Origin of the sequence: Arthrobacter sp. YAF16, assembly GCF_052113385.1 — a bacterium.
In the GTDB taxonomy this organism is placed as follows: domain Bacteria; phylum Actinomycetota; class Actinomycetes; order Actinomycetales; family Micrococcaceae; genus Arthrobacter.
This window is the reverse complement of the sequence record NZ_JBFRDC010000001.1, coordinates 1,188,686-1,208,808: the sequence shown is the minus strand read 5'-3', so window position 1 is coordinate 1,208,808 and position 20,123 is coordinate 1,188,686. Positions and strand designations below refer to the sequence as shown.

Below are 20,123 nucleotides of genomic sequence, written 5' to 3'. Positions count from 1 at the left end.
ACCGGCAGAGGATTTACATTGCCGGGTTGTTACAAGAACCTCCCGGAAGTAAATGGTGCGTCTCGCGCTTGTTACGGTTATGTTTCACGCGTTCAATCACGCCCCTGGCTGCCCTTGGGCATCAGAAGCAGCACCGAAAGCAGCACCATGAGCAAAGCAACCCGTTCCGCCAACGGCTCCCGCCCGCTGGCCGGCCTCCGCCGCCCCGGCGGACCCCGCCTCCCCCGGGACATCAAGGTGATGCTGGTCGCTGCCTTCCTCATCGCGCTGGGCTTTGGCCTCGTCGCGCCGGTGCTCCCCCAGTTCGCCACCACTTTCGACGTCGGCGCGACAGCGGCGGCGGTGATTGTCAGCATCTTCGCGTTCATGCGGCTCGTCTTCGCTCCGGCCGGCGGGGCGCTGATCGTGCGGCTGGGCGAACGCCCGGTGTACGTGGCCGGTCTGCTGATCGTGGCGGCGTCCACGGCAGCCTGCGCCTTCGCCCAGGACTACTGGCAGCTGCTGGTCTTCCGCGGCTTGGGCGGTGTGGGGTCAGTGATGTTCACGGTGGCGTCGATGGCCCTCGTGGTGAGGCTGGCGCCGCCGGAAAGCCGGGGACGCGTCTCGGGTGCCTACGCCTCAGCCTTCCTGATCGGCAACGTGTGCGGCCCGATCGTGGGCGGGCTGCTGGCCAGCTTCGGCCTGCGGGTGCCGTTCCTGGCCTACGCGGCCGCGCTGGTGCTCGCCGCCGCCGTCGTGCAGACCCAGCTCAGCCATGTCCCGGCAGGTTCCCGTGAGGCGGGTGCGGCGGCCCCGGCCATGCTGCTCCGGGAGGCGCTGAGGGACAGCGCCTACCGGGCCGGGCTGGCCTCCAGCTTCGCCAACGGCTGGGCCACCTTCGGCGTCCGGATGGCCACGGTGCCGCTTTTCGCCGTCGCGGCGCTCGGTGCAGGGTCCTCGTCCGCGGGCTGGGCACTGGCCGTGTTCGCCGCCGGCAACGCCGCGGCGCTGACCTTTTCCGGGCGGCTCGCGGACAATCTGGGTCGGAAGCCGATGATGCTCGCCGGGCTCGTCGTCACCGGCCTCGCCACCGCCGCCATCGGCTTCACTCACGAGCTGCCCTGGTTCCTTCTGGCCTCGACCGTCGCCGGCATCGGGTCCGGCCTGCTCGGGCCCGCGCAGCAGGCGGCGATTGCCGACGTCGTGGGCAACGAGCGCTCCGGCGGCCGGGTGCTTGCCGTGTTCCAGATGACCGCGGACAGCGGCGCGATCGTGGGGCCCGTGATCGCGGGGCTGCTGGCGGACCGACTGGGCTACGGCTGGGCGTTCGGCGTGACCGGCGGGGTGCTGCTCGCGGCGGCCGCGGGCTGGCTGCTCGCCCGGGAGACCTTCCAGCGCACCCCCGCCCGGGGCTAGCCGAGATGCCCCGGACCGACCACCCGGCACTCGACGCGGAACCAGTCTCCCGCAGACGCCGCCCTCCCCGAAAAATCACCCGCCTCCTCGCGACAATTGCGGTCCTTGCCGCCGTCGCGCTCGTTGCCGGCATGCCCACCGTGTCGTCGAACCCCAGTGCGACATCGGAACCCAATTCGACGTCGGAAAAGGCCGAACCCACGCCCCGGGACAGCCCCAAGCAGCCTGCCGAGAAGGACAAGAGCACAGACGCCACCTTCTACAAGCAGATCCCGCCCCCGCCGGGCTCCCCCTTGATGCAAGTGGCTCCGCTGACGCTGGCGGTAACGGACGTGCCGGTCGGAACGAGCCTGAACAAGGGCACCGTCGGAATTTCCCTGGAAGCGACCGACCTCGCGGATCCCGCTTTGGGCGCGGAGAATGCCTCGATGGTGAAGCTCCTCAAAGGCTCGGACGGCACCGTCCTGCGGTTTGGAGGTAACTCCGTTGACCGTCGATTCTTCTGGACGTCCTCAGGCGAAGCACTGCCAAAGAACTACAAAGGTGACAAAGCCCACCCGGCCAAGGTAGTCACGCCGGCCGACCTGCAGCGGGTGGCGGCCCTCCTGAATGCGACCAATGCCAGGATCAGCCTCACGGTGGACCTGGGACACAACAACCCCCGGCGGGCAGCGGACATGATCAAGAACGCGTCCCGGATCTTCGGCCCGCGGCTGCTGAGCTTTACCGTCGGGAACGAACCGAACGGGTTTGCCGCCACGAAACTGCGGCCGGCCAGCTACGGCGTCGAGCAGTACGTCGCTCAGCTCAAAGCCTATGCAAAAGCCATACATGCGGTCGCCCCCGGCGTCACCATTTCAGGGCCCGGCGTCTACGACCAGAAATGGTGGAAGCCCTTTGTCGACGCCAAGCTGCCGCAGAAGAAAGTCCTGTCTTTCCACAACTACCGGCTCTCCAGCTGCAAGGACGCGAAGTCTCCGGACTTCCCCACAATCTCCAACCTTCTGGGACGGCTCAACCGCCAGCGCGCCGCAATTTACCAGGAGAGTGCCCTTAAGGTGGCCAAAGCCGCCCGAGTAGAGACCTGGCTCGCGGAGACGGGCATGTCAGCCTGCCCAGGGTCCAACCAGACCACCAAGACGCATGCGGCGGCGCTGTGGGCCGCGGACTACGCGCTCAATGCCGCCCGCCTGGGCGTCACCCGGCTGGGCTTCCACAGTTCCCTGTCGACCTGCAAGGGTGGGCCTCCCATGTCCGTTTTGTGCAGCGGCGGAACCTACCTCAAGCCCAACGGCCAGATGGTCCCTCGAGCGAACTACTTCGGGATGGCGATGGTCGCTGACCTGGCGCCAGGGAAGTTCCTGCAACTCGGGAGCAAGGGCGGAGGCTTGACCAACAGTTATGCACTGCGCAACGCGGACGGAAGCACCACTGTGGTCATCGTCAACGAAAACGACCCCGCGAAGTACGGCCAGACCGAAGTTTCGCTGAAGCTGCCCGGCCGAGCCCGACGCGGAACCATGACACAGCTCAGCGGGCCCCGCTTGAACGCGCAGGACAGCACGGTGATCGACGGGGCCAAGGATTCGCCGGTCCCGGCCGCCAAGCGTCTGACGGTGCCGGGCTTCGCCTACGGCTCGGCTACGCAGAAGTTAAAGCTGACGGCCGGCACCGTCACGGTGCTGAACTTCAGCTACTGACCGGACGCTACGGATTAACCCGAACTAGCTCGCACTAGTTGTCGTTTTGAGCGCTGAAAACGACAACAAGTGCGAGCTAGTTGGACTGCTGAGTTGCTAGTTCAGCAGCGCGTCCACGAAGCTTTCGGCGTCGAAGGGCGCCAGGTCGTCCGCGCCCTCGCCGAGGCCGATCAGTTTGACCGGCACCCCGAGCGACTTCTGGATCGCGACGACGATGCCGCCCTTGGCGGTGCCGTCCAGCTTGGTCAGCACGATGCCGGTGATGTTCACGACCTCGGCGAAGACGCGGGCCTGGTTCAGTCCGTTCTGGCCGGTGGTCGCGTCCAGGACCAGGAGCACCTCGTCCACCTCGGCGAGCTTTTCGATCACGCGCTTGACCTTGCCGAGCTCGTCCATCAGGCCGACCTTGTTCTGCAGCCGGCCCGCGGTGTCGATCATGACGACGTCGACTTCCTGGTCGATGCCGGCCTTGACCGCCTCGTAGGCGACGGACGCCGGGTCCGCCCCGTCGATGTCGGACTTGACCGTGGGGACGCCGACGCGCTGGCCCCAGGTGGCGAGCTGCTCAGCCGCGGCGGCACGGAAGGTGTCGGCCGCGCCAAGCAGCACATCCTTGTCCTCGGCTACGAGAACGCGGGCGAGCTTGCCGACTGTGGTGGTCTTACCGACGCCGTTGACGCCGACCACCATCATGACGGCGGGCTTGTCCGCGTGCCGCTCGACGTTCAGGCTGCGGTCCATCGTGGGGTCCACGAGCTTGATGAGTTCCTCGCGCAGCAGGGCCTTGACCTGCTCGGGCGAACGGGTCCCGAGCACCTTGACGCGTTCGCGGAGGGCATCCACGAGCTGCATCGTCGGTTCGGTACCGAGGTCCGCCAGCAGCAGGGTCTCCTCGACCTCGTCCCAGACGTTTTCGTCGATTTTGTCCGCGGAGAGCAGGGCGAGCAGGCCCTTGCCCAGGATGTTGTTGGACTTGACCAGGCGTTCGCGCAGTCGGGTCAGGCGGCCTGCCACCGGCAGCGGGGTCTCGACCGGAACGGTCTCGAGGCCTGCGACGTTGTCCGGCACCTCGACGGTTTCGAGGCCTTCGAGGTCGACGGCGTCCGGCGCCGTGGCCCCGCGGGGCGGAGCGGGACGGTCCTCCAGCAGCGTGCCGCCGCCGGTACCCTGCACGGGGTCGTTCGCGTCGCGCTGCGACGGGTAGTTGGTGATGTTCTTCCGGGTCTTCATGAGCACCGGAATCAGCGCACCGAGGACCACCAGGGCAACGAGGATGGGCAGGATGATGGGGAGGATGTCGTTCACTCCCCTAGCTTCTCACAAACCCCAAACGCCCCGGTTGCGGCCCCGGCTCCGTCCGGAGCAGGCCTTCAGGCGCCCGGACCTCAGACCTCGGCCCCCAGCCGCTGGCTGATCACGGTGGAGACGCCGTCGCCGCGCATCGTGACGCCGTAGAGTGCGTCCGCGACCTCCATGGTGCGTTTCTGGTGCGTGATGACAATCAGCTGGCTGGACTCGCGCAGTTCCTCGAAGATGGTGATCAGGCGGCCCAGGTTGGTGTCGTCCAGGGCGGCCTCCACCTCGTCCATGACGTAGAACGGCGAGGGCCGGGCCTTGAAGATCGCCACCAGCAGGGCCACCGCCGTCAGCGACCGTTCACCGCCGGACAGCAGGGAAAGCCGCTTGATCTTCTTGCCGGCGGGGCGCGCCTCCACCTCGATGCCGGTGGTGAGCATGTCCGAGGGGTCGGTCAGCACCAGCCGGCCTTCGCCGCCCGGGAATAGCCGGGCGAAGACGCGGACGAACTGCGCCGCGGTGTCCTCGAAGGCCTCGGCGAAGACCTTCTGCACGCGTTCGTCGACTTCCTTGATGATGTCCAGCAGGTCCTTGCGGCTGGACTTGAGGTCCTCCAGCTGCGTGCTCAGGAACTGGTGGCGCTCCTCGAGGGCCGCGAACTCCTCCAGCGCGAGCGGGTTGACCCGGCCCAGGGCGGAGAGGTCGCGTTCGGCCTTGCGGAGCCGCTTTTCCTGCTCCTGGCGGACGAAGGGTTTGCCGTCGACGATCTCGTGTCCGTCCTCGTCCACGGGGGCGCGGAGGGCCGCCCACTTGTCCGCCGACTCGCCGGCCGGCAGCGGTACGGGCTGGTCGGGGCCGAAGTCGGCGACCAGCTGGGCCGCGGTCAGTCCGAGTTCCTCGACGCTGCGCAGCTCAAGGGCTTCGATCCGCAGGCGCTGCTGCGCGCGGGCCAGTTCGTCCCGGTGCACAGAGTCGGTCAGCTCAGCCAGTTCACGGGCGAGGGCGTCGTTGCCGGCGCGGACCGCGGACAGTTCACGCTCCATTTGCTCGCGGCGCTCCTCGGCGCGGTCGCGTTCGCGGCGGGCCAGTTCCACCGACACGTCGATGAAGCCGATCACTCGCCCGACGGCGGCGGCCACGGCTGCGGCGCGGCCGGCCTGGAGCCGGCGGCGGCGGGCCCGTTCGGCGGCCTCCTCGCGGGCGCGGCGTTCGGTGGCGGCGGCCCGTTCCAGCGACGCGGCCCGGTTGCGGAGGGCGGTCAGTTGCTCCTCCGCGCTGCGCAGCGTGAGGCGGGCCTCCATTTCAGCCGCGCGGGCCGCGGATGCCGCGAGGGCGAGGGCGTCGCGGTGTTCCGGCGAGGGCTCGTCCTCGGCGGGGGCCTCCTGGGCCGCGGCCAGCCGGGCGGCGACAGCTTCCAGCGACTCCTGCTCCGCCTGGATGTTCGCCTCCGCCCGGGCCAGCGACGCGGCGAGGCGTTCGCTTTCCCCGACGGCGCTGCGCAGCACCGAGTTCAGGTGGCCCAGCCGTTCGGCCACGGCGGCGAGCCGGGCGTCCGAGTCGTGCAGCTTTTCAAGGGCGGCGTCGGCGCGGTCCTGGGCGGCGGCGCGGCGGGATTCGGCGGCGGCCAGGGCGAAGCGGTTGCGTTCCAGCCCGGCCGCCACGCCGGCGAGCCGGGCGGCGGCGTCGTCGACGGCGGCCTGGACTTCCAGCAGCGACGGCGCCGTGGAGGAGCCGCCGCTGACGCTCAGTGCAGTGAACACGTCCCCGGTGCGGGTCACCGCAGTCAGTTCCGGCCGGGCGGCTATGAGCCGGGCCGCGGCGTCGAGGTCCTCGACGACAGCGGTGCCTTCGAGCAACTGCCCCAGCGGCAGGCCGGTGCCGCCGTTCTTGTCGCCGGCCGGGCTGACGAGTCCTGCGGCCCAGCGGGCCTCCGCAGGCAGTTCTCCCTCCGGGGCTTTTGCGGCTGTCCCGGATCCGTCGGCGAGCAGCAGTGCGGCGCGGCCGGCGTCGTCGTCCTTCAGCAGCTGCACGGCCGCGGCGGCCGCGGCGGCGTCGCGGACAACGACGGCGTCGGAGCAGCTGCCCAGCGCGGCGGCGATGGCGGCCTCGTAGCCGGTCTCCACGCTCAGCATGCCCGCGAGCGGACCCAGCACGCCGGGCAGCCCCGCGGCAACCACATGTTCGGAGCCGTCCTTGCGGTTCAGGCCAAGCTGCAGGGCGTCCCGGCGGGCCACAAGGGCGTCGCGTTCCCGCTCGCCTTCGCGTTCGGCCGCCTTGAGGGCGTCGATTTCGGCTACGACGGCGTCGAGGGCATCGCTTGCGGCTTCGTATTCGGCGTCGAGGGTTTCCTCGCCGTCCTCGACGCCGGCCACCTGGGATTCGAGGGCGGTGAACTCGCTTTGGGCGAGGCGGCGCCGTTCCTCACCGGACTTCTGCGATTCCCTCAGCCGGCCGAGTTCGGCCTGGGCGGATTCGACCCGGGACCTCGCGGCACCCACCTGGCCGGCGAGCCGGGCAAGGCCCTCGCGGCGGTCGGCGGCGGCCCGGAGCAGGGTGGCGAGGCGTTTGTCCTCCGCCGCGGCTGCGCTTTCGGCGTCCTGCTTGGCGGCGGTGGCGGCGTCGAGGGCGGTTCGCTGCTCGACAATCTGCTCTTCCAGCCCGGCCTGTTCCGCGCGGACCCGGGCTGCCTGCTTGTCGAGTTGCTCGGGGTCGCGGCCGGTGTCCGGGGCCGCATCGGAGGTCCCGAGCAAGCGGCGGCGTTCCTCGGCGAGCGATCCGAGGGAGCGCAGCCGTTCGCGTCCGGAGGAGAGCTGGTACCAGTTGTCCCGGGCGGCGTTGAGCTTTGGCGTGGCCTCTGCGGCGAGCTGCTCCAAGCCGGCCTGGCGCTGGCGGCCGCTTTCGAGTTCCTGTTCGACGACGCCGCGGCGGGCCTTCAGCGCGCTCTCATCCGCGACGTCCTGGGCCAGCACCGACTGCAGCTGGACCAGGTCGTCGGCCAGGAGCCGGGAGCGGGCGTCGCGGACCTCGAACTGGACGGTCTGGGCGCGGCGGGCCACCTCGGCCTGCTTGCCCAGGGGGGTGAGCTGGCGCCGGATTTCCCCGGTGAGGTCGCTGAGCCGGGCGAGGTTGGCCTGCATGGCTTCGAGTTTGCGGACCGTCTTTTCCTTGCGGCGGCGGTGCTTGAGGATGCCGGCGGCCTCCTCGATGAAGCCGCGGCGGTCCTCCGGGGTGGCGTGCAGGACCTTGTCCAGCTGTCCCTGCCCGACGATGACGTGCATTTCACGGCCCAGGCCGGAGTCGGAGAGCAGTTCCTGGATGTCCAGCAGCCGGCAGCTTGCGCCGTTGATGGCATATTCCGAGCCGCCGGTGCGGAACAGCGTGCGGGAGATCGTGACTTCGCTGTAGTCGATCGGCAGCGCGCCGTCGCTGTTGTCGATGGTCAGCGAGACGTGGGCGCGGCCCAGCGGCGGCCGGCCGGAGGTTCCGGCGAAAATGACGTCTTCCATCTTGCCGCCGCGGAGCGTCTTGGCCCCTTGTTCGCCCATCACCCAGGACAGTGCGTCGACCACGTTGGACTTGCCCGAGCCGTTGGGTCCGACCACGGCGGTGACGCCGGGTTCGAATTCGAACGTCGTCGCGGAGGCGAACGACTTGAATCCGCGGACGGTCAGGCTTTTGAGATGCAAGGTGTTTCGGGTCTCCTGTATGGCGGACGCGGGGGTGTTTCCTGCCCTAAATCTACTGGCACCACAACGAATTCAGCGGATTTACGCTGCCTTCAGGGTTACCAGCGTCCGTTCCGCGGCCGCGGCTGGCAGACCGGGCAGGTGTAGGAGGAGCGGTTCATGAACTGTTCGCGCTTCATCAGGCTCACGATGCCCGCCTCCGCGCAGCGCCGGCATTCCTGGCCCTCGCGGCCGTAGGCGTTCAGGGACCGCTCGAAGTAGCCGGAGGCGCCGTTGACGTTGACGTAGAGCGAATCGAAGCTGGTTCCGCCGGCGGCGAGGGCGTCCGTCATGACCTGCCGGGCCGCGTCGAGCACCCGCAGCGCCTCGGACCGGCGGAGGGTATCCGTGGGCCGGGCGTAGTGCAGTTTGGCCAGCCAGAGCGCCTCGTCCGCGTAGATGTTGCCGATCCCGGAAACCAGCGCCTGGTCCAGGAGCGCCCGCTTGAGGCCGGTCTTGCGTGCCCGGATCCGCCGGTAGAAGACGTCGAAGGAAAAGTGCGGGTCCAGCGGGTCCCGGGCAATGTGCGAGGCTTCCTCGGCGATCAGCGGCAACGGCATCTCCGCGAGGCCGCCGGGACCGCCGTCGGGCGTGGGGATCAGGGCGGTGAGGAACAGCCCGCCGAAGATGCGCTGGTCCACGAAGCGCAGCTGTTCGGGCATGCCTGCTGCGGGACTGAGCCTCAGCCGGATCTTCAGGTGCTTCTCGTCCGCGACGGCGGCGTCCTGCATCAGGAGCTGCCCGGACATGCCCAGGTGGGCCATCAGCGCGACGGCGGGGGCAGGCCCTGCAGCCGCGCCGTCGCCGCCCGGGGCCGCACTGCCGGCTCCCGCGGGGGTGTCCGCCAGCGGCAGCCACAGGAACTTTCCGCGACGGACGACGTCGAGTACCCGGGCACCTTCAAGGTTTCCGGCAAAGTCCTCGACGCCAAGCGCGTGCCGGCGGATGGAGCGCGGATCCAGCACCTCCACGGAAATGATGGTCCGGCCGCGCACCCAGTTCACCAGGCCGCGCCGGACCACCTCGACCTCGGGCAGTTCAGGCAAGGGTGGCGCCTAGCTGCCGGTCTGGGTCTTGAACGGCGCGGCGTCGGCCGGTGCCTCGGCCGGCGCGTCCGAGGCCTCGGCCTGAGCGGCGTCCGCGGTCCGGGCGGGAGCGGGGGCGGAGAGCCGGCGCCAGGCGTCAGCGGCTGCTTCCTGTTCGGCTTCCTTCTTGGAATTTCCCGAGCCGGTGCCGTAGTCGTTGCCACCGATCCGCAGCACGGCCTCGAAGGACCGCGCATGGTCCGGGCCGGAGCCCTCCACGGCATAGTTGATCGTGCCTAGCTGCCGGCTGGCCGCGAGCTCCTGGATGCTGGTCTTCCAGTCCGTGCCGGCGCCCAGCGCGGCAGCGTCCTGGAGCAGCGGGCCGACCAGCCGCATGACGAGCTGGCGCGCGGTCTCCAGGTCGTTGGACAGGTAGGTGGCGCCGATCAGCGCCTCCATGGTGTCCGCCAGGATGGAGGCCTTGTTCTTGCCCTCGGTGAGCTTCTCGCCCTGGCCCAGGTAGATGTACTCCCCCAGCCCGATGCTGCGGCCGATGCCGGCCAGCGCCCGGGTGCTGACGACGGCGGAACGGCGCTTGGCCAGGTCACCTTCGGGCAGCTCGGGGTTGTCGCGGTACAGCGCATCTGTGACGGAGAAGCCCAGGATGGAGTCGCCGAGGAACTCGAGCCGTTCGTTGGTGGGGATCCCGCCGTTTTCGTAGGCGTAGGAACGGTGTGTCAGAGCAAGACGAAGCGTCCCGGCGTCAATAGAGACACCGAGACGCTTCAGAAGCTCTTCAGTTGAAGACATCTTAGTCAGCCTGTTGGCGGATTAGACGTCTGCGACCTTGCGGCCCTTGTACTCAAGGAACAGCGCGGTGCCAGCCGAGTCGGTAACGACCTTTGCCTGGTGCGGCAGGCTGTAAACAACCTGTCCGTTTTCCACGGTCTTCACCAGGTGGGGGGCAGTTGCCTTCCACTGGGAGCGGCGGGCGCGGGTATTCGAGCGAGACATTTTCCGCTTCGGGACAGCCACGGCTAACTCATTTCTCTCTAGTCCAACACTTACAAATCAGTTTTGCCGGTCAGGCTTAGCCAGATCAGCTAGGGCAGCCCAGCGAGGATCTACGACCTCGTGGTGGTGCCCCGGCTCGTCTTCCAGGCGAACTCCGCATTCGGAGCAAAGGCCCTGGCAGTCTTCCCGGCACACCGGCTGGAACGGCAGCATAGTGACAACTGCGTCCCGCAACACCGGCTCAAGATCGATCAGATCGTGCTCGACTCGACGTTGCTCTTGTTCGTCTTCTTCGTCCGGGAATTCAGCATCCCCGTAGAAGAAAAGTTCTTGCACATTGACCTCAAGGTCATACGCAAGGGGATCCAGGCATCGACCGCATTCGCCGGTTACTTCGACGTTTGCGGTGCCCGATACCAGAATTCCTTCGTGTACGGCCTCCAAGCGCAGATCCAACTCGACGTCCGAGCCTTCCTGCACACCAATGAGCGCCACACCAAGGTCACTTGGTGCGGGTACATGTTCCGTCAGTGTCCGCATGCTTCCCGGACTGCGTCCGAGGTCCTTGACGTCGAACGCCAGGGGCGAACTAGCATCTCGCTTAATGAGAACTCCTGTTGAACATATGACCGACGTACCATCTTAGCCTGATCTTCCGGACGGACTCAAACCGGGCGGCAGCGCGCGGAACAGCTCCGCACACGAGGCCCGGTCAGGGCCGCGCAACCGGCAGCAGGCCGCCGAGTACCGATCAAGCTTACCCTCTGCGGGGCGGATCCTGGACCGGCTCGCCGGACCTCAGCCGTTTCAGCACGGACTTCGGCACGAAGTCCGCGACGTCGCCGCCGAGGGTGAAGACTTCCTTGATCAGCGTGGAGGACAGGTGCAGGTAGTGACCCTCGGCCGGAATGAACACGGTCTCCACGCCGGTCAGCTGCCGGTTCATGGTCGCCATCGGCAGCTCGTAGTCGAAGTCCGAGGAGGAGCGCAGGCCCTTCACGATCGCATTGGCTCCGCGCTGCCGGCAGTACTCGGCGAGCAGCCCCTCCCCCACGGGTTCCACCACGATCCCGCGCAGCGAGGCCAGGGTTTCCCGGGCCATGTCGAGCCGCTCCTCGAGCCCGAAACGGTATTTCTTGGCGTAGTTGGTGGATACGGCGACGATGACCTCGTCGAAGAGGCTGGCCGCCCGGGCTATGACTTCCAGGTGGCCGTTGTGAATAGGGTCAAAGGAGCCAGGGCATACGGCGCGTCTCATGCTCCGAACCTACCGCATGGGCCTTGCGGGCCGGGATAGCATGGCGGAATGTCAGCATCTAAGAGTTCCCCCGCCGAGCCCACGCCTGAACCGTTCACCGTTGCCGGCGGGGTCGTCCTCGTGACCGGAGCCGCCATGGGCATGGGGCGGCTCTACGCCCTTCGCGCCGCCCGGGAGGGGGCCGGCGTCGTCATTCTCTGGGACGTCGACGCCGACGGACTGGCCAGCACCGCCGCCGAGGTCACGGCGCTTGGCGCGCGCGCCGTCGTCCGCCGGGTTGACCTGGCCAGCCGGGAGGCGATCGCGGAGGCCGCCGCGGAGACGCAGTCCGAAGGCCCGCTGACGCTGTTGGTCAACAACGCCGGGATCGTGCGAGGCGCCCTGTTCTGGGACCACGAACCGGCCCGCGACATCGCCCTGACCATGGACATCAATGCCCTCGCCCCGATGTATGTCACCCACGCCTTCCTCCCGGCCATGATGGCCGACGCCGGCCGGCCGCGCCGGATCCTGAACATCGCCTCCGCCGCGGGCACCGTGTCCAACCCGCGGATGAGCGTCTATGCCGCCTCCAAGTGGGCGGTCATCGGCTGGAGCGACTCGCTGCGGCTGGAGCTCGAACAGCAGGGCTACGGCCACCTCAAGGTGACCACGTTCTGCCCCAGCTACATCTCCACCGGCATGTTCGCCGGCGCCCGCGGCCCGCTCTTCACCCCGCTGATGACCCCGGACGACGCCGTCAACCGCGCCTGGCGCGCCACCGTGGCCGGCCAGCCACAGCTGATCGCCCCGGCGACGGCGCAGCTCGGCAAGGTGCTGCGCGGGGTGCTGCCGGTCCGGGCCTGGGACTTCGTCGGCGGCAAGGTCTTCGGCATTTACACCACCATGGACAAGTTCACCGGCCGCACGGCCAGTGCCTCCAACGGCGCCGGCGACGGTGCCGGTGAAAACCCCAGCCAGGCGGGAACCCGGTGAGCGGGCAGCCGCTGGCCCCCTGGCAGCGTGCGGCGACCGGCGCCAACCTGCTCTCCCCCGGCGGGGACCTGGGCGTCACCATCTTCGAGGAAATGACCACGCTGGCGCTCAGGACCGGTGCCATCAACCTCGGCCAGGGTTTCCCGGATGAGGACGGCCCGGCGGAGATCAAGGACGCGGCCCAGGCCGCGATCGCCGCGGGGGCCAACCAGTACGCCCCCGGCAAGGGCATCCTTGAGCTGCGCGAGGCCATCTCCCTGCACCAGGAACGGTTCTACGGGCTCACCCCGGATCCGCAGACGGAAATCATCGTCACCACCGGCGCCACGGAAGCCATCGCCGCAGCCCTCCTTGCCCTGGTCGGGCCCGGCGACGAGGTCATCACCTTTGAACCGTTCTATGACTCCTACGGCGCCATCATCGGGCTCTCCGGCGCCACCCACGTCACCGCCCCGCTGCTGGCTCCCGATTTCATGCCTGACCTCGACGCCCTGGCCGCGGCCTTCAGCGACCGCACCAAGGTGGTGCTGGTCAACAACCCGCACAACCCCACCGGCGCGGTCTTCCCGCGCGAAGTGCTGGAACGGGCCGTCGAGCTCGCCATCAAGCACGACGCCGTCATCATCACCGACGAGGTCTACGAGCACCTCACCTTCGACGTCGCGCACCTGCCGATCGCCACGCTGCCCGGCGCGGCCGACCGCACCCTGACCATTTCGTCCGCCGGAAAGACGTTCTCCTTCACCGGCTGGAAGATCGGCTGGCTCAGCGGCCCGGAACACCTTGTTGCCGCGGCCCGGACGGTCAAGCAGTTCCTGAGCTACAGTTCCGGCACCCCGTTCCAGAGCGCCATTGCGGTCGGCCTGGGCCTGCCGGATGAGTTCTACGCCGGCATCGCCGACACCCTGCGGCTCAAGCGGGACATCCTCAGCGAAGGCCTGCGTGCGGCGGGGCTGGAGGTCTTCACCCCGCAGGGCACCTATTTCGTGAACGTGGACACCGCCCCGCTGGGGATTTCCGATTCGGTGGACCTCGCCCGCCGGCTGCCGGAACTGGTGGGCGTTGCCGCCATCCCGGTCCCGGTCTTCTGCCACGCCGAGGGAGCCGAGCGGACCCGGAGCCTGCTCCGCTTCGCGTTCTGCAAGAAGACCTATGTGCTGGAGGAAGCGGCCGAGCGGCTCTCCACGCTCCGGGACAGGCTGTGAGCACAGAGGGCAGCCCTGCGGCCACGCGGTTCCTGCGGACCACCAGCCAGCACGCTGTGATCGAGGCCGACGAATTCACCGAGGGCGGGTTCGTGCTGAGCATCGGCGGGGCCGAACAGTCCCACGTCAACCTGGCCGACCCCGGCGACATTTTCTACGAGTACCTGCGCCGGATCGGCCACGTAGTGGACCTCGCGGCGCCGTGGGGCGAACCCATCACCGCCCTCCATCTGGGCGCCGGGGCGCTGACGCTGGCGCGCTATATCCAGGCGACCCGTCCGGGTTCCGTGCAGTACGCCGTGGAGCTGGAGCGGGAATTGCTGGACTTCGTGCTGCGGCAGCTGCCGATGCCCGACGGGACCGAACTGCACACCGTCATCGGCGACGCCCGCGAATCCCTGGCGACGCTGCCCGCGGAACTGCGCTTCGACGTCGTGATCCTGGACATCTTCTCCGGCCCGGAGGCACCCGAACACATCGCCTGCACCGGGTTCTACCGGGAAGCGGCCGCCAGGCTGACCCCGCGGGGCGTACTGATCGTCAATGTCGGCGACGAGCCGGGCCTGACACTGGTCCGCAGCCAGGTCGCGGCGCTGCGCCGGGCGATGGCCGATGTGTCCGCGTTCGCAGAGACCGGCATGTTCGCTGGCCGGCACCCTGGGAATATCATCCTGACCGGCACCCAGGGACCGTGGCCCGAGGTCTGGACCGCGGCGCTGACGGCCCGCGGCCCGCACCCGGCCAAGGTGCTCTCCGGCGTCGAGCTGGACGTCCTCTCGGACTAGTCCACGGCCCGGGGCAGCGGTACGGAACTCAGCTGAACGCGATCTTCCGCAGCAGGACCCGAAGCTGGTCCCGTTCCCCACCGTCGAGCGATGCCAGGGACGCATCTTCAGCCACCCGGACGGCCGCCGCCGCACGTTGATGCAGCTCCGCGCCGGCTGTCGTCGCGCGGATGACCTTGGACCGCCGGTCGCGCGGATCGGGCGCGCGGAAGACGAGCCCGCGCTGTTCCAGGGCGTCAACCAGGGAGACAATCTGGCTCGGGTCCAAGCGCAGGAAATCGGCGAGCTCGCGCTGCGACGGCTCGGTGTCGCTGCAGGCCATCGCCAGGACCGAGTAGGACCGCACCTTCAGATCCAGCGAGGCGAGCATGGCATTTGCGTGCGCGCTGCCCAGGGCTCGCGCCCGCGCTGCCAGGAATTCAATTTCGTCCACCAGATCGCTGGTGAGAAAGCGGTCGGGGACGGCCGGAATCGCGGCGCCTTCAAACAAATCCTCGCCGTGCTGGGTTGATTCGGCCACAGATCCTCGCAGCTTCTGGTTGGCGCCTCGGAACGCTTGACAGCGTCAACGATACCGCCGCTGGCCCGCACCCTGGAAAATAGTTGAGAAAATTATCATTGACTTTGTCAATTATATGGGTTGTCATTTATGTAGCTTCGGGGCCGGCCGCCGGGTGGTCTGCCCGGCAAGTGTCCCGACCGCCTAATAACTCACCCCAAGGAAGTGGACTGTTATGAAGAGACTCACATTTGCCGCCGTCGGAGTTGCCGCGGCGTTGCTGCTCACCGGTTGCGGCGCCGGGTCGCCGTCCGGGTCGGCCTCCAACTCCTCGGCCGCCGGTGGCGATGGTGTCCGCAACATCAGTGTGGGTGTGATCTCGATTGCGCCGTCTGCCGCTGTGCAGCTGGGCATCGACGAGGGGATCTTTGCCAAGCACAAGCTCAAGGTCGAGTTGCAGAGCGGGCAGGGCGGGGCGGCAATGCTCCCCGCCGTCTCCACCGGAACCATGAACTTCTCCGTGGGAAACCCGCTGTCCGTGCTCCTGGCCAAGAACAAGGGCCTGGACATGAAGATCGTCTCCGGGTACTCAAACTCGCTCCCCACCGGGGATGACATCAACGGCGTCGTCGCCAAGGCGGGCTCGGGCATCACCTCGGCCAAGGACCTGGTCGGCAAGAAGGTCGCAGTCAACACCCTCAATGCGCAGGGAGACCTGACCATCAAGGAGGTCGTGTCCAAGCAGGGCGGCGACCCGAACGCGGTCCAGTTCCTCGAACTGCCCTTCCAGGACATGGGTGCCCAGCTCGCCAAGGGGAACGCCGACGCCGTCTGGGTTCCCGAACCGTTCCTCTCCAAGCTGCTGGCGGAAGGCAACAAGCTGGTGACGTACAACAACCAGGCGGCGCTGCCGGGTCTTCCCACCATGGTCACCTTCACCAGCGGCGGCTATGCCCAGCAGAATCCGCAGGTGGTTGCCGACTTCAAGGCGGCCATGACAGAGACCCTGGCCCTGGCGCAGAGCAACCCGGACAAGGTCCGGGCACTGCTGCCTGCGTTCATGAAGATGCCGGAGGCCGTGGCCAAGAAGCTGCGGCTGGAGGAATTCAACGGCAAGCTCGATGAACCCACCCTGGGCAAACTGGGCGAGCTGATGGCCAAGTACGGAATTGTGCCCTCGACGCCGGACGTCTCGGGCACGATCCTGAAATAACGGCTCTCGCCACACCGGACGAGGACGACGGCGGTAGGTTCCGCCGTCGTCCTCAGACAGTCTGCGGGACTACTCCGCCACTTCCGCTGCCCCCGCCTCCGCGGGCTCCACGCCGGGCTCGGCGAACCAGAGCCGGGTTTCGCCGTACTTCTTCTCCGCGAACCGCTCCAGGCCGTCCGGCCAAGTCGGTTCCGGGGTGCGGGCGGAGCGTTCCACCACGACGACGGCGCCCTCGGCCAGGTGCGGCAGCAGCTTGGCCAGGACGGCGGCCAGTGCGACCTCGTCCAGCGGGTAGGGCGGGTCCAGGAACACCAGGTCCCAGCGGGTCCCCTCGGCGGCCCGGTCCAGGAACGATTCCACTTTGGAGCGGTGCACGGCAACGACCTTGCGCCGCGCCACGGTGTTGACCAGGTCCGCGTTGCGCTGGCAGACCTCGCTGGCCTTGCCGTCGAATTCCACCAGGTCCACGGTCAGGGCGCCGCGGCTGGCGCTTTCCACGCCGAGTGAACCGGAACCCGCGTAGAGGTCCAGCACCCGCGCGTCCGCGATGACCTCGAAGGCGTCCAGCCGGGAGAAGAGGGCCTCCTTCACCCGGTCCGTGGTGGGGCGGGTCAGGGATCCGGGGACGCTCACCAGCGGCGTGCCGCCGGCGGCTCCGGCGATGATCCGGCTCATGGTTTAGCCGTGCCCGCTGGTTTAGCCGTGCCTGGTGTTCTAGCCGCGTTCAAGGAACGCCTCCTTTTCAGGGTTGAGGTAGTCGTCGATGGCCGCGGCGAGGCCGGCGTGGCGGGCCAGGTCCGGGTCAGCGCCCACGATCGCCTGGGCGTCCTGCCGGGCCCGGGCGATCACGTCCTCGTGTTCCAGCACCCGCAGCAGCTTCAACGTCGAGCGGCCGCCGGACTGGGAGGCGCCGAGGATGTCGCCTTCGCGGCGGAGCTTCAGGTCCTCCTGCGAGAGTTCAAAGCCGTCGGTGGTCGCCGCCACGGCATCCAGCCGGCGCCGGCTGGGATGTCCCGGTTCCAGGGTGGTGACCAGCAGGCAAGTGCCCGGCAGCCCGCCGCGGCCCACCCGGCCGCGCAGTTGGTGCAGCTGCGAAATGCCGAACCGGTCGGCATCCAGGATCACCATGAGCGTGGCGTTGTGCACGTCCACGCCGACTTCGATCACCGTGGTGGAGACTAGCAGCTTGGTCTGGTTGGCCGTGAACGAGGCCATGGTCTCCGACTTCAGCACGGGGTCCTGCCGGCCGTGCAGGGGCGCCACGGGCACGCCGGCCAGTGACTGTTCGTCCCGCAGCTGTTCGATGACGCCGGTCACCGAGGCGAGCTCCCGGGCGCCGGTCTCCGCCAGGTCGGCGTCGGTGGGTTCGGCCTCGCCCGGGGTGAAGTCGCCGTCGTCGTCGGTGCCGATCTTGGGGCAGACGACGTAGACCTGGTGGCCGGCGTCGATCTCTTCGCGCGCGCGGGACCAGATCCGGGTGGCCCAGGCCGGGTGCTCGGCAAGGCCCACCACGTGGGTGGAGATCGGGGCGCGGCCTGCCGGCAGTTCGTCCAGCACCGAGGTCTCCAGGTCGCCGAACACCGTCATCGCCACGGTGCGCGGAATGGGGGTGGCGGTCATGACCAGCAGGTGGGGCGGCTTGCTGGCCTTGGACCGGAGCGCGTCGCGCTGTTCGACGCCGAAGCGGTGCTGTTCGTCCACCACGATCAGTCCGAGGTCGTAGAAGGAGACGTTTTCACTGAGCAGGGCGTGGGTGCCGATCACGATCCCGGCGGTCCCGGAGGCGGCGTCCAGCATGGCCTGTTTCCGTGCTGCGGTGGGCATGGAGCCGGTCAGCAGGGTGACCTGGACGGAATCCGGACCCAGGCCGCCCAGCAGCCCGTCCCGGGAGAGCGGTCCGAGGGTGCGCCGGATGGAGTCGAAGTGCTGCGCCGCGAGCACCTCGGTGGGGGCCAGCAGCGCGGCCTGCCCCCCGGCGTCGACCACCTGCAGCATGGCGCGCAGGGCCACGATCGTCTTGCCCGAGCCCACCTCGCCCTGCAGCAGTCGGTTCATCGGCGAGTCCAGTGCCAGTTCCTCGGAGAGGGTCTTGCCGACGGCGGCCTGGCCAGCGGTCAGGGTGAAGGGCAGTTGCCGGTCGAACGCCGCCAGCAGGCCGTCGGCGGCGGGACGGCGCGCCGTTGCCTCCTCCGCTGCGAGCTGGGCGCGGCGCCGGGCCAGGGCGGACTGCAGCACCAAGGCTTCCTGGTAGCGGAAACGGTCCCGGGCACGCTGCCAGTCCGCGGGGGTCTGCGGGGCATGGATCAGCCGGTAGGCGTCCGCGACGGGCAGGAACTTCTCCCGGGACGCGATCTCGTCGGGAAGCGGGTCCTCGAGGCTGTCCAGCTCGAGCGTGTCCAGCAGTGTGGAGATGACCTTCTGGATGGACCAGCTGGTCAGCTTGGCGGTGGCCGGGTACACGGGGATGGGCATCGCGGCGAGCTTTTCCGGGTCCATCCCGGGCGTGTCCGGATCCTCGTCGAGGAGCAGGAAGTCGGGGTTGGTGAGGCCGAGCGATCCGCCGTAGCGGGTGACCTTGCCGGAGAACATGGCGCGCCGGCCCGGCTGGAGCTCGGCCTTGGCCCGGAAGCCGTTGAAGAAGCTCACCTTGAGGGTGCCGGGAAGGCCGGTAGCCGGGGAACCGGCGTCGTCGGTAATCACGACGTCGGTCAGCGAACCCCGGCGGGCGCGCATGGGCCGGGTGCTGTTGGAGATGACCCGCGCAATCAGGGTCACCTCCTCGTCCAGCGGGACCTCGCTGATCGGGGTCAGCTCGCCGCGGCTCAGGTAGCGGCGCGGGAAGTAGTTCAGCAGGCCGCCGACGGTGGTGATGCCGAGGTGTTTTTCGATGACGGCCGCGGACCGTTTACCGATCCGGCGTTCCAGGCCCAGTTCAAGTTCAGCGTTCATGTCCGTCGAGGTCCGTGGTGCGGGGGCCGGCGTCGGGAACTGCTTCCAAGGGAAGGTCATCCGGGTTACGCGGCAGGGCCAGCTCACTGACGTTGATGTCCGAGGGTTCGCCGAGCGAGCGGATCAGGGCGACGGCGGGCGCGGGGTCGGGCACGTGGACGTGGACCCGCCACCGGTAGGCGCCTTCTTCGTTGGCTTCGCCGCCCACCTGGCTCATGATCACGGACTCGCCCATCTCGTCGAGCCGCTGCCGCATGGTGGCCGCGTCAAGCGGCGAGAGCGTGATGGTGCACATAACTTCCACGCCGTCGTCCCGCGGCATGTCCACGTGGATGTGCGGGGCCTGGACGTCATAGCCGTGCAGCCCGTCGAGCAGCTGGTCCTGCAGCTCCTCGCCGAGCACGGCGGAGCGAAGGCAGTCCAGGATCAGGAGCATCCCGACACCGCCGGCGTCCACCACGTGGGCGGTATGCAGGGCCTCGAGCTGGTCCTCCGTGTGCACCACGGCGGCCAGGGCGGCCTCGACGGCGGCGTCGAGCGCCAGGCCCAGGGTGTGGTTGCTGTCGTCTCCGTCGTGCTCGGCGTCGACGGCGGCAGCAGCGCGGGCTGCCGCTTCCATGACGGAGAGCATGGTGCCGGGCACCGGGTCGCTCAGCGCGGACCAGGCCCGGATCTGGGCCCGGTTCAGGGCGGTGGCGAGCAGGGGTGAACTGAGCCGGGGGTGCCCGGCCAGCGGTTCCGCGGCGGCGCACAGGAAGACGGCGAAGAGCGTGCCGGAGTTGCCGCGCGCCTGCTCCATGGCGGCCTGGCCGGCTTTGGCCAGGACGGCCCCGACGTCGTTCTGGGCCGGGTTGGGCGGGCCCACCACGTGCAGCGCCGCGTCGGCGTCCAGCTGCGGCAGGGCGGCGGTGTCGGTGGCGACATCCTGTAGCGCCCGGGCGGCGGCGCGGACCGTGAGGTAGAGGTTGGTGCCGGTGTCGCCGTCGGCTACCGGAAAGATGTTGATGGCGTTCAGGCGGTCGCTGTGGTTTCCAAGCGTTGTTTCCGCCTTGCCCAACCACCGCTTCATCGCTTGCGCGTTGGC

17 protein-coding genes are annotated in these 20,123 nt (G+C 68.7%); 6 read left to right on the top strand and 11 right to left on the bottom strand.

The features are described from left to right. Window positions 1–147 precede the first annotated feature (147 nt). Window positions 148–1,395: an MFS transporter gene (locus AB4Y91_RS05605; RefSeq protein WP_441417502.1), complete on the top strand. Its 1,248-nt coding sequence runs from the start codon at window positions 148–150 to the stop codon at window positions 1,393–1,395. Between the two features lie 5 nt (window positions 1,396–1,400). Beyond that, window positions 1,401–3,095: a hypothetical protein gene (locus tag AB4Y91_RS05600; protein WP_441417501.1), complete on the top strand. Its 1,695-nt coding sequence runs from the start codon at window positions 1,401–1,403 to the stop codon at window positions 3,093–3,095. A gap of 96 nt (window positions 3,096–3,191) precedes the next feature. On the opposite strand, the gene ftsY is transcribed toward AB4Y91_RS05600, so the two are convergent. From ftsY to coaD, 7 genes are all read right to left on the bottom strand, one after another. Then, complete coding sequence (gene ftsY / locus AB4Y91_RS05595; RefSeq protein ID WP_441417500.1) at window positions 3,192–4,400, bottom strand: signal recognition particle-docking protein FtsY; 1,209 nt, start codon at window positions 4,398–4,400, stop codon at window positions 3,192–3,194. An 80-nt stretch (window positions 4,401–4,480) separates the two neighbouring features. Beyond that, complete coding sequence (gene smc / locus AB4Y91_RS05590; RefSeq protein WP_441417499.1) at window positions 4,481–8,077, bottom strand: chromosome segregation protein SMC; 3,597 nt, start codon at window positions 8,075–8,077, stop codon at window positions 4,481–4,483. 98 nt (window positions 8,078–8,175) lie between these two features. After that, window positions 8,176–9,162, bottom strand: coding sequence for a bifunctional DNA-formamidopyrimidine glycosylase/DNA-(apurinic or apyrimidinic site) lyase (gene mutM / locus AB4Y91_RS05585; protein WP_441417498.1), 987 nt, complete (start codon window positions 9,160–9,162; stop codon window positions 8,176–8,178). A gap of 9 nt (window positions 9,163–9,171) precedes the next feature. Next, window positions 9,172–9,951, bottom strand: a complete 780-nt coding sequence (rnc, locus tag AB4Y91_RS05580) for a ribonuclease III (RefSeq protein WP_441417497.1) — start codon at window positions 9,949–9,951, stop codon at window positions 9,172–9,174. Between the two features lie 21 nt (window positions 9,952–9,972). Beyond that, window positions 9,973–10,176: a 50S ribosomal protein L32 gene (gene rpmF / locus AB4Y91_RS05575; protein ID WP_056738282.1), complete on the bottom strand. Its 204-nt coding sequence runs from the start codon at window positions 10,174–10,176 to the stop codon at window positions 9,973–9,975. Window positions 10,177–10,212: 36 nt separating this feature from the next. Then, window positions 10,213–10,737 (bottom strand): YceD family protein, encoded by a 525-nt coding sequence (locus tag AB4Y91_RS05570; RefSeq protein WP_146337283.1) that lies wholly within the window; start codon window positions 10,735–10,737, stop codon window positions 10,213–10,215. A gap of 175 nt (window positions 10,738–10,912) precedes the next feature. Further along, on the bottom strand, window positions 10,913–11,413 hold the full coding sequence (coaD, locus tag AB4Y91_RS05565) for a pantetheine-phosphate adenylyltransferase (protein ID WP_441417496.1): 501 nt from the start codon (window positions 11,411–11,413) through the stop codon (window positions 10,913–10,915). 48 nt (window positions 11,414–11,461) lie between these two features. On the opposite strand from coaD, the gene AB4Y91_RS05560 reads away from it, so the two are divergent. Genes AB4Y91_RS05560 through AB4Y91_RS05550 form a run of 3 tightly spaced genes read left to right on the top strand, consistent with a single transcriptional unit; the run spans window position 11,462 to window position 14,378 of the window. After that, window positions 11,462–12,388, top strand: a complete 927-nt coding sequence (locus AB4Y91_RS05560) for an SDR family NAD(P)-dependent oxidoreductase (protein ID WP_441417495.1) — start codon at window positions 11,462–11,464, stop codon at window positions 12,386–12,388. Then, window positions 12,385–13,593, top strand: coding sequence for an aminotransferase class I/II-fold pyridoxal phosphate-dependent enzyme (locus AB4Y91_RS05555; protein WP_441417494.1), 1,209 nt, complete (start codon window positions 12,385–12,387; stop codon window positions 13,591–13,593). The genes AB4Y91_RS05560 and AB4Y91_RS05555 overlap by 4 nt, the downstream gene beginning before the upstream one ends. Then, entirely contained in the window at window positions 13,590–14,378 is a 789-nt protein-coding gene (locus AB4Y91_RS05550) for a spermidine synthase (RefSeq protein ID WP_441417493.1), read from the top strand. Before AB4Y91_RS05555 ends, AB4Y91_RS05550 begins: the two co-directional genes overlap by 4 nt. Window positions 14,379–14,406: 28 nt before the next feature. On the opposite strand, the gene AB4Y91_RS05545 is transcribed toward AB4Y91_RS05550, so the two are convergent. Continuing rightward, a complete protein-coding gene (locus tag AB4Y91_RS05545) occupies window positions 14,407–14,898 on the bottom strand; it encodes a MarR family winged helix-turn-helix transcriptional regulator (protein WP_441417492.1) in 492 nt (163 codons plus the stop codon). Window positions 14,899–15,112: 214 nt separating this feature from the next. Here AB4Y91_RS05545 and AB4Y91_RS05540 point away from each other — a divergent pair, with 214 nt between their 5' ends. After that, window positions 15,113–16,090, top strand: a complete 978-nt coding sequence (locus AB4Y91_RS05540) for an ABC transporter substrate-binding protein (protein WP_441417491.1) — start codon at window positions 15,113–15,115, stop codon at window positions 16,088–16,090. A gap of 69 nt (window positions 16,091–16,159) precedes the next feature. Here the strand turns inward: AB4Y91_RS05540 and rsmD are convergent, their stop codons facing one another. Genes rsmD through AB4Y91_RS05525 form a run of 3 tightly spaced genes read right to left on the bottom strand, consistent with a single transcriptional unit; the run spans window position 16,160 to window position 20,108 of the window. Then, window positions 16,160–16,765 (bottom strand): 16S rRNA (guanine(966)-N(2))-methyltransferase RsmD, encoded by a 606-nt coding sequence (gene rsmD, locus AB4Y91_RS05535; protein WP_441417490.1) that lies wholly within the window; start codon window positions 16,763–16,765, stop codon window positions 16,160–16,162. 39 nt (window positions 16,766–16,804) lie between these two features. Next, on the bottom strand, window positions 16,805–19,039 hold the full coding sequence (locus AB4Y91_RS05530) for an ATP-dependent DNA helicase RecG (protein ID WP_441417489.1): 2,235 nt from the start codon (window positions 19,037–19,039) through the stop codon (window positions 16,805–16,807). Then, window positions 19,029–20,108: a DAK2 domain-containing protein gene (locus AB4Y91_RS05525; RefSeq protein WP_441417865.1), complete on the bottom strand. Its 1,080-nt coding sequence runs from the start codon at window positions 20,106–20,108 to the stop codon at window positions 19,029–19,031. Before AB4Y91_RS05525 ends, AB4Y91_RS05530 begins: the two co-directional genes overlap by 11 nt. Window positions 20,109–20,123: the final 15 nt, after the last annotated feature.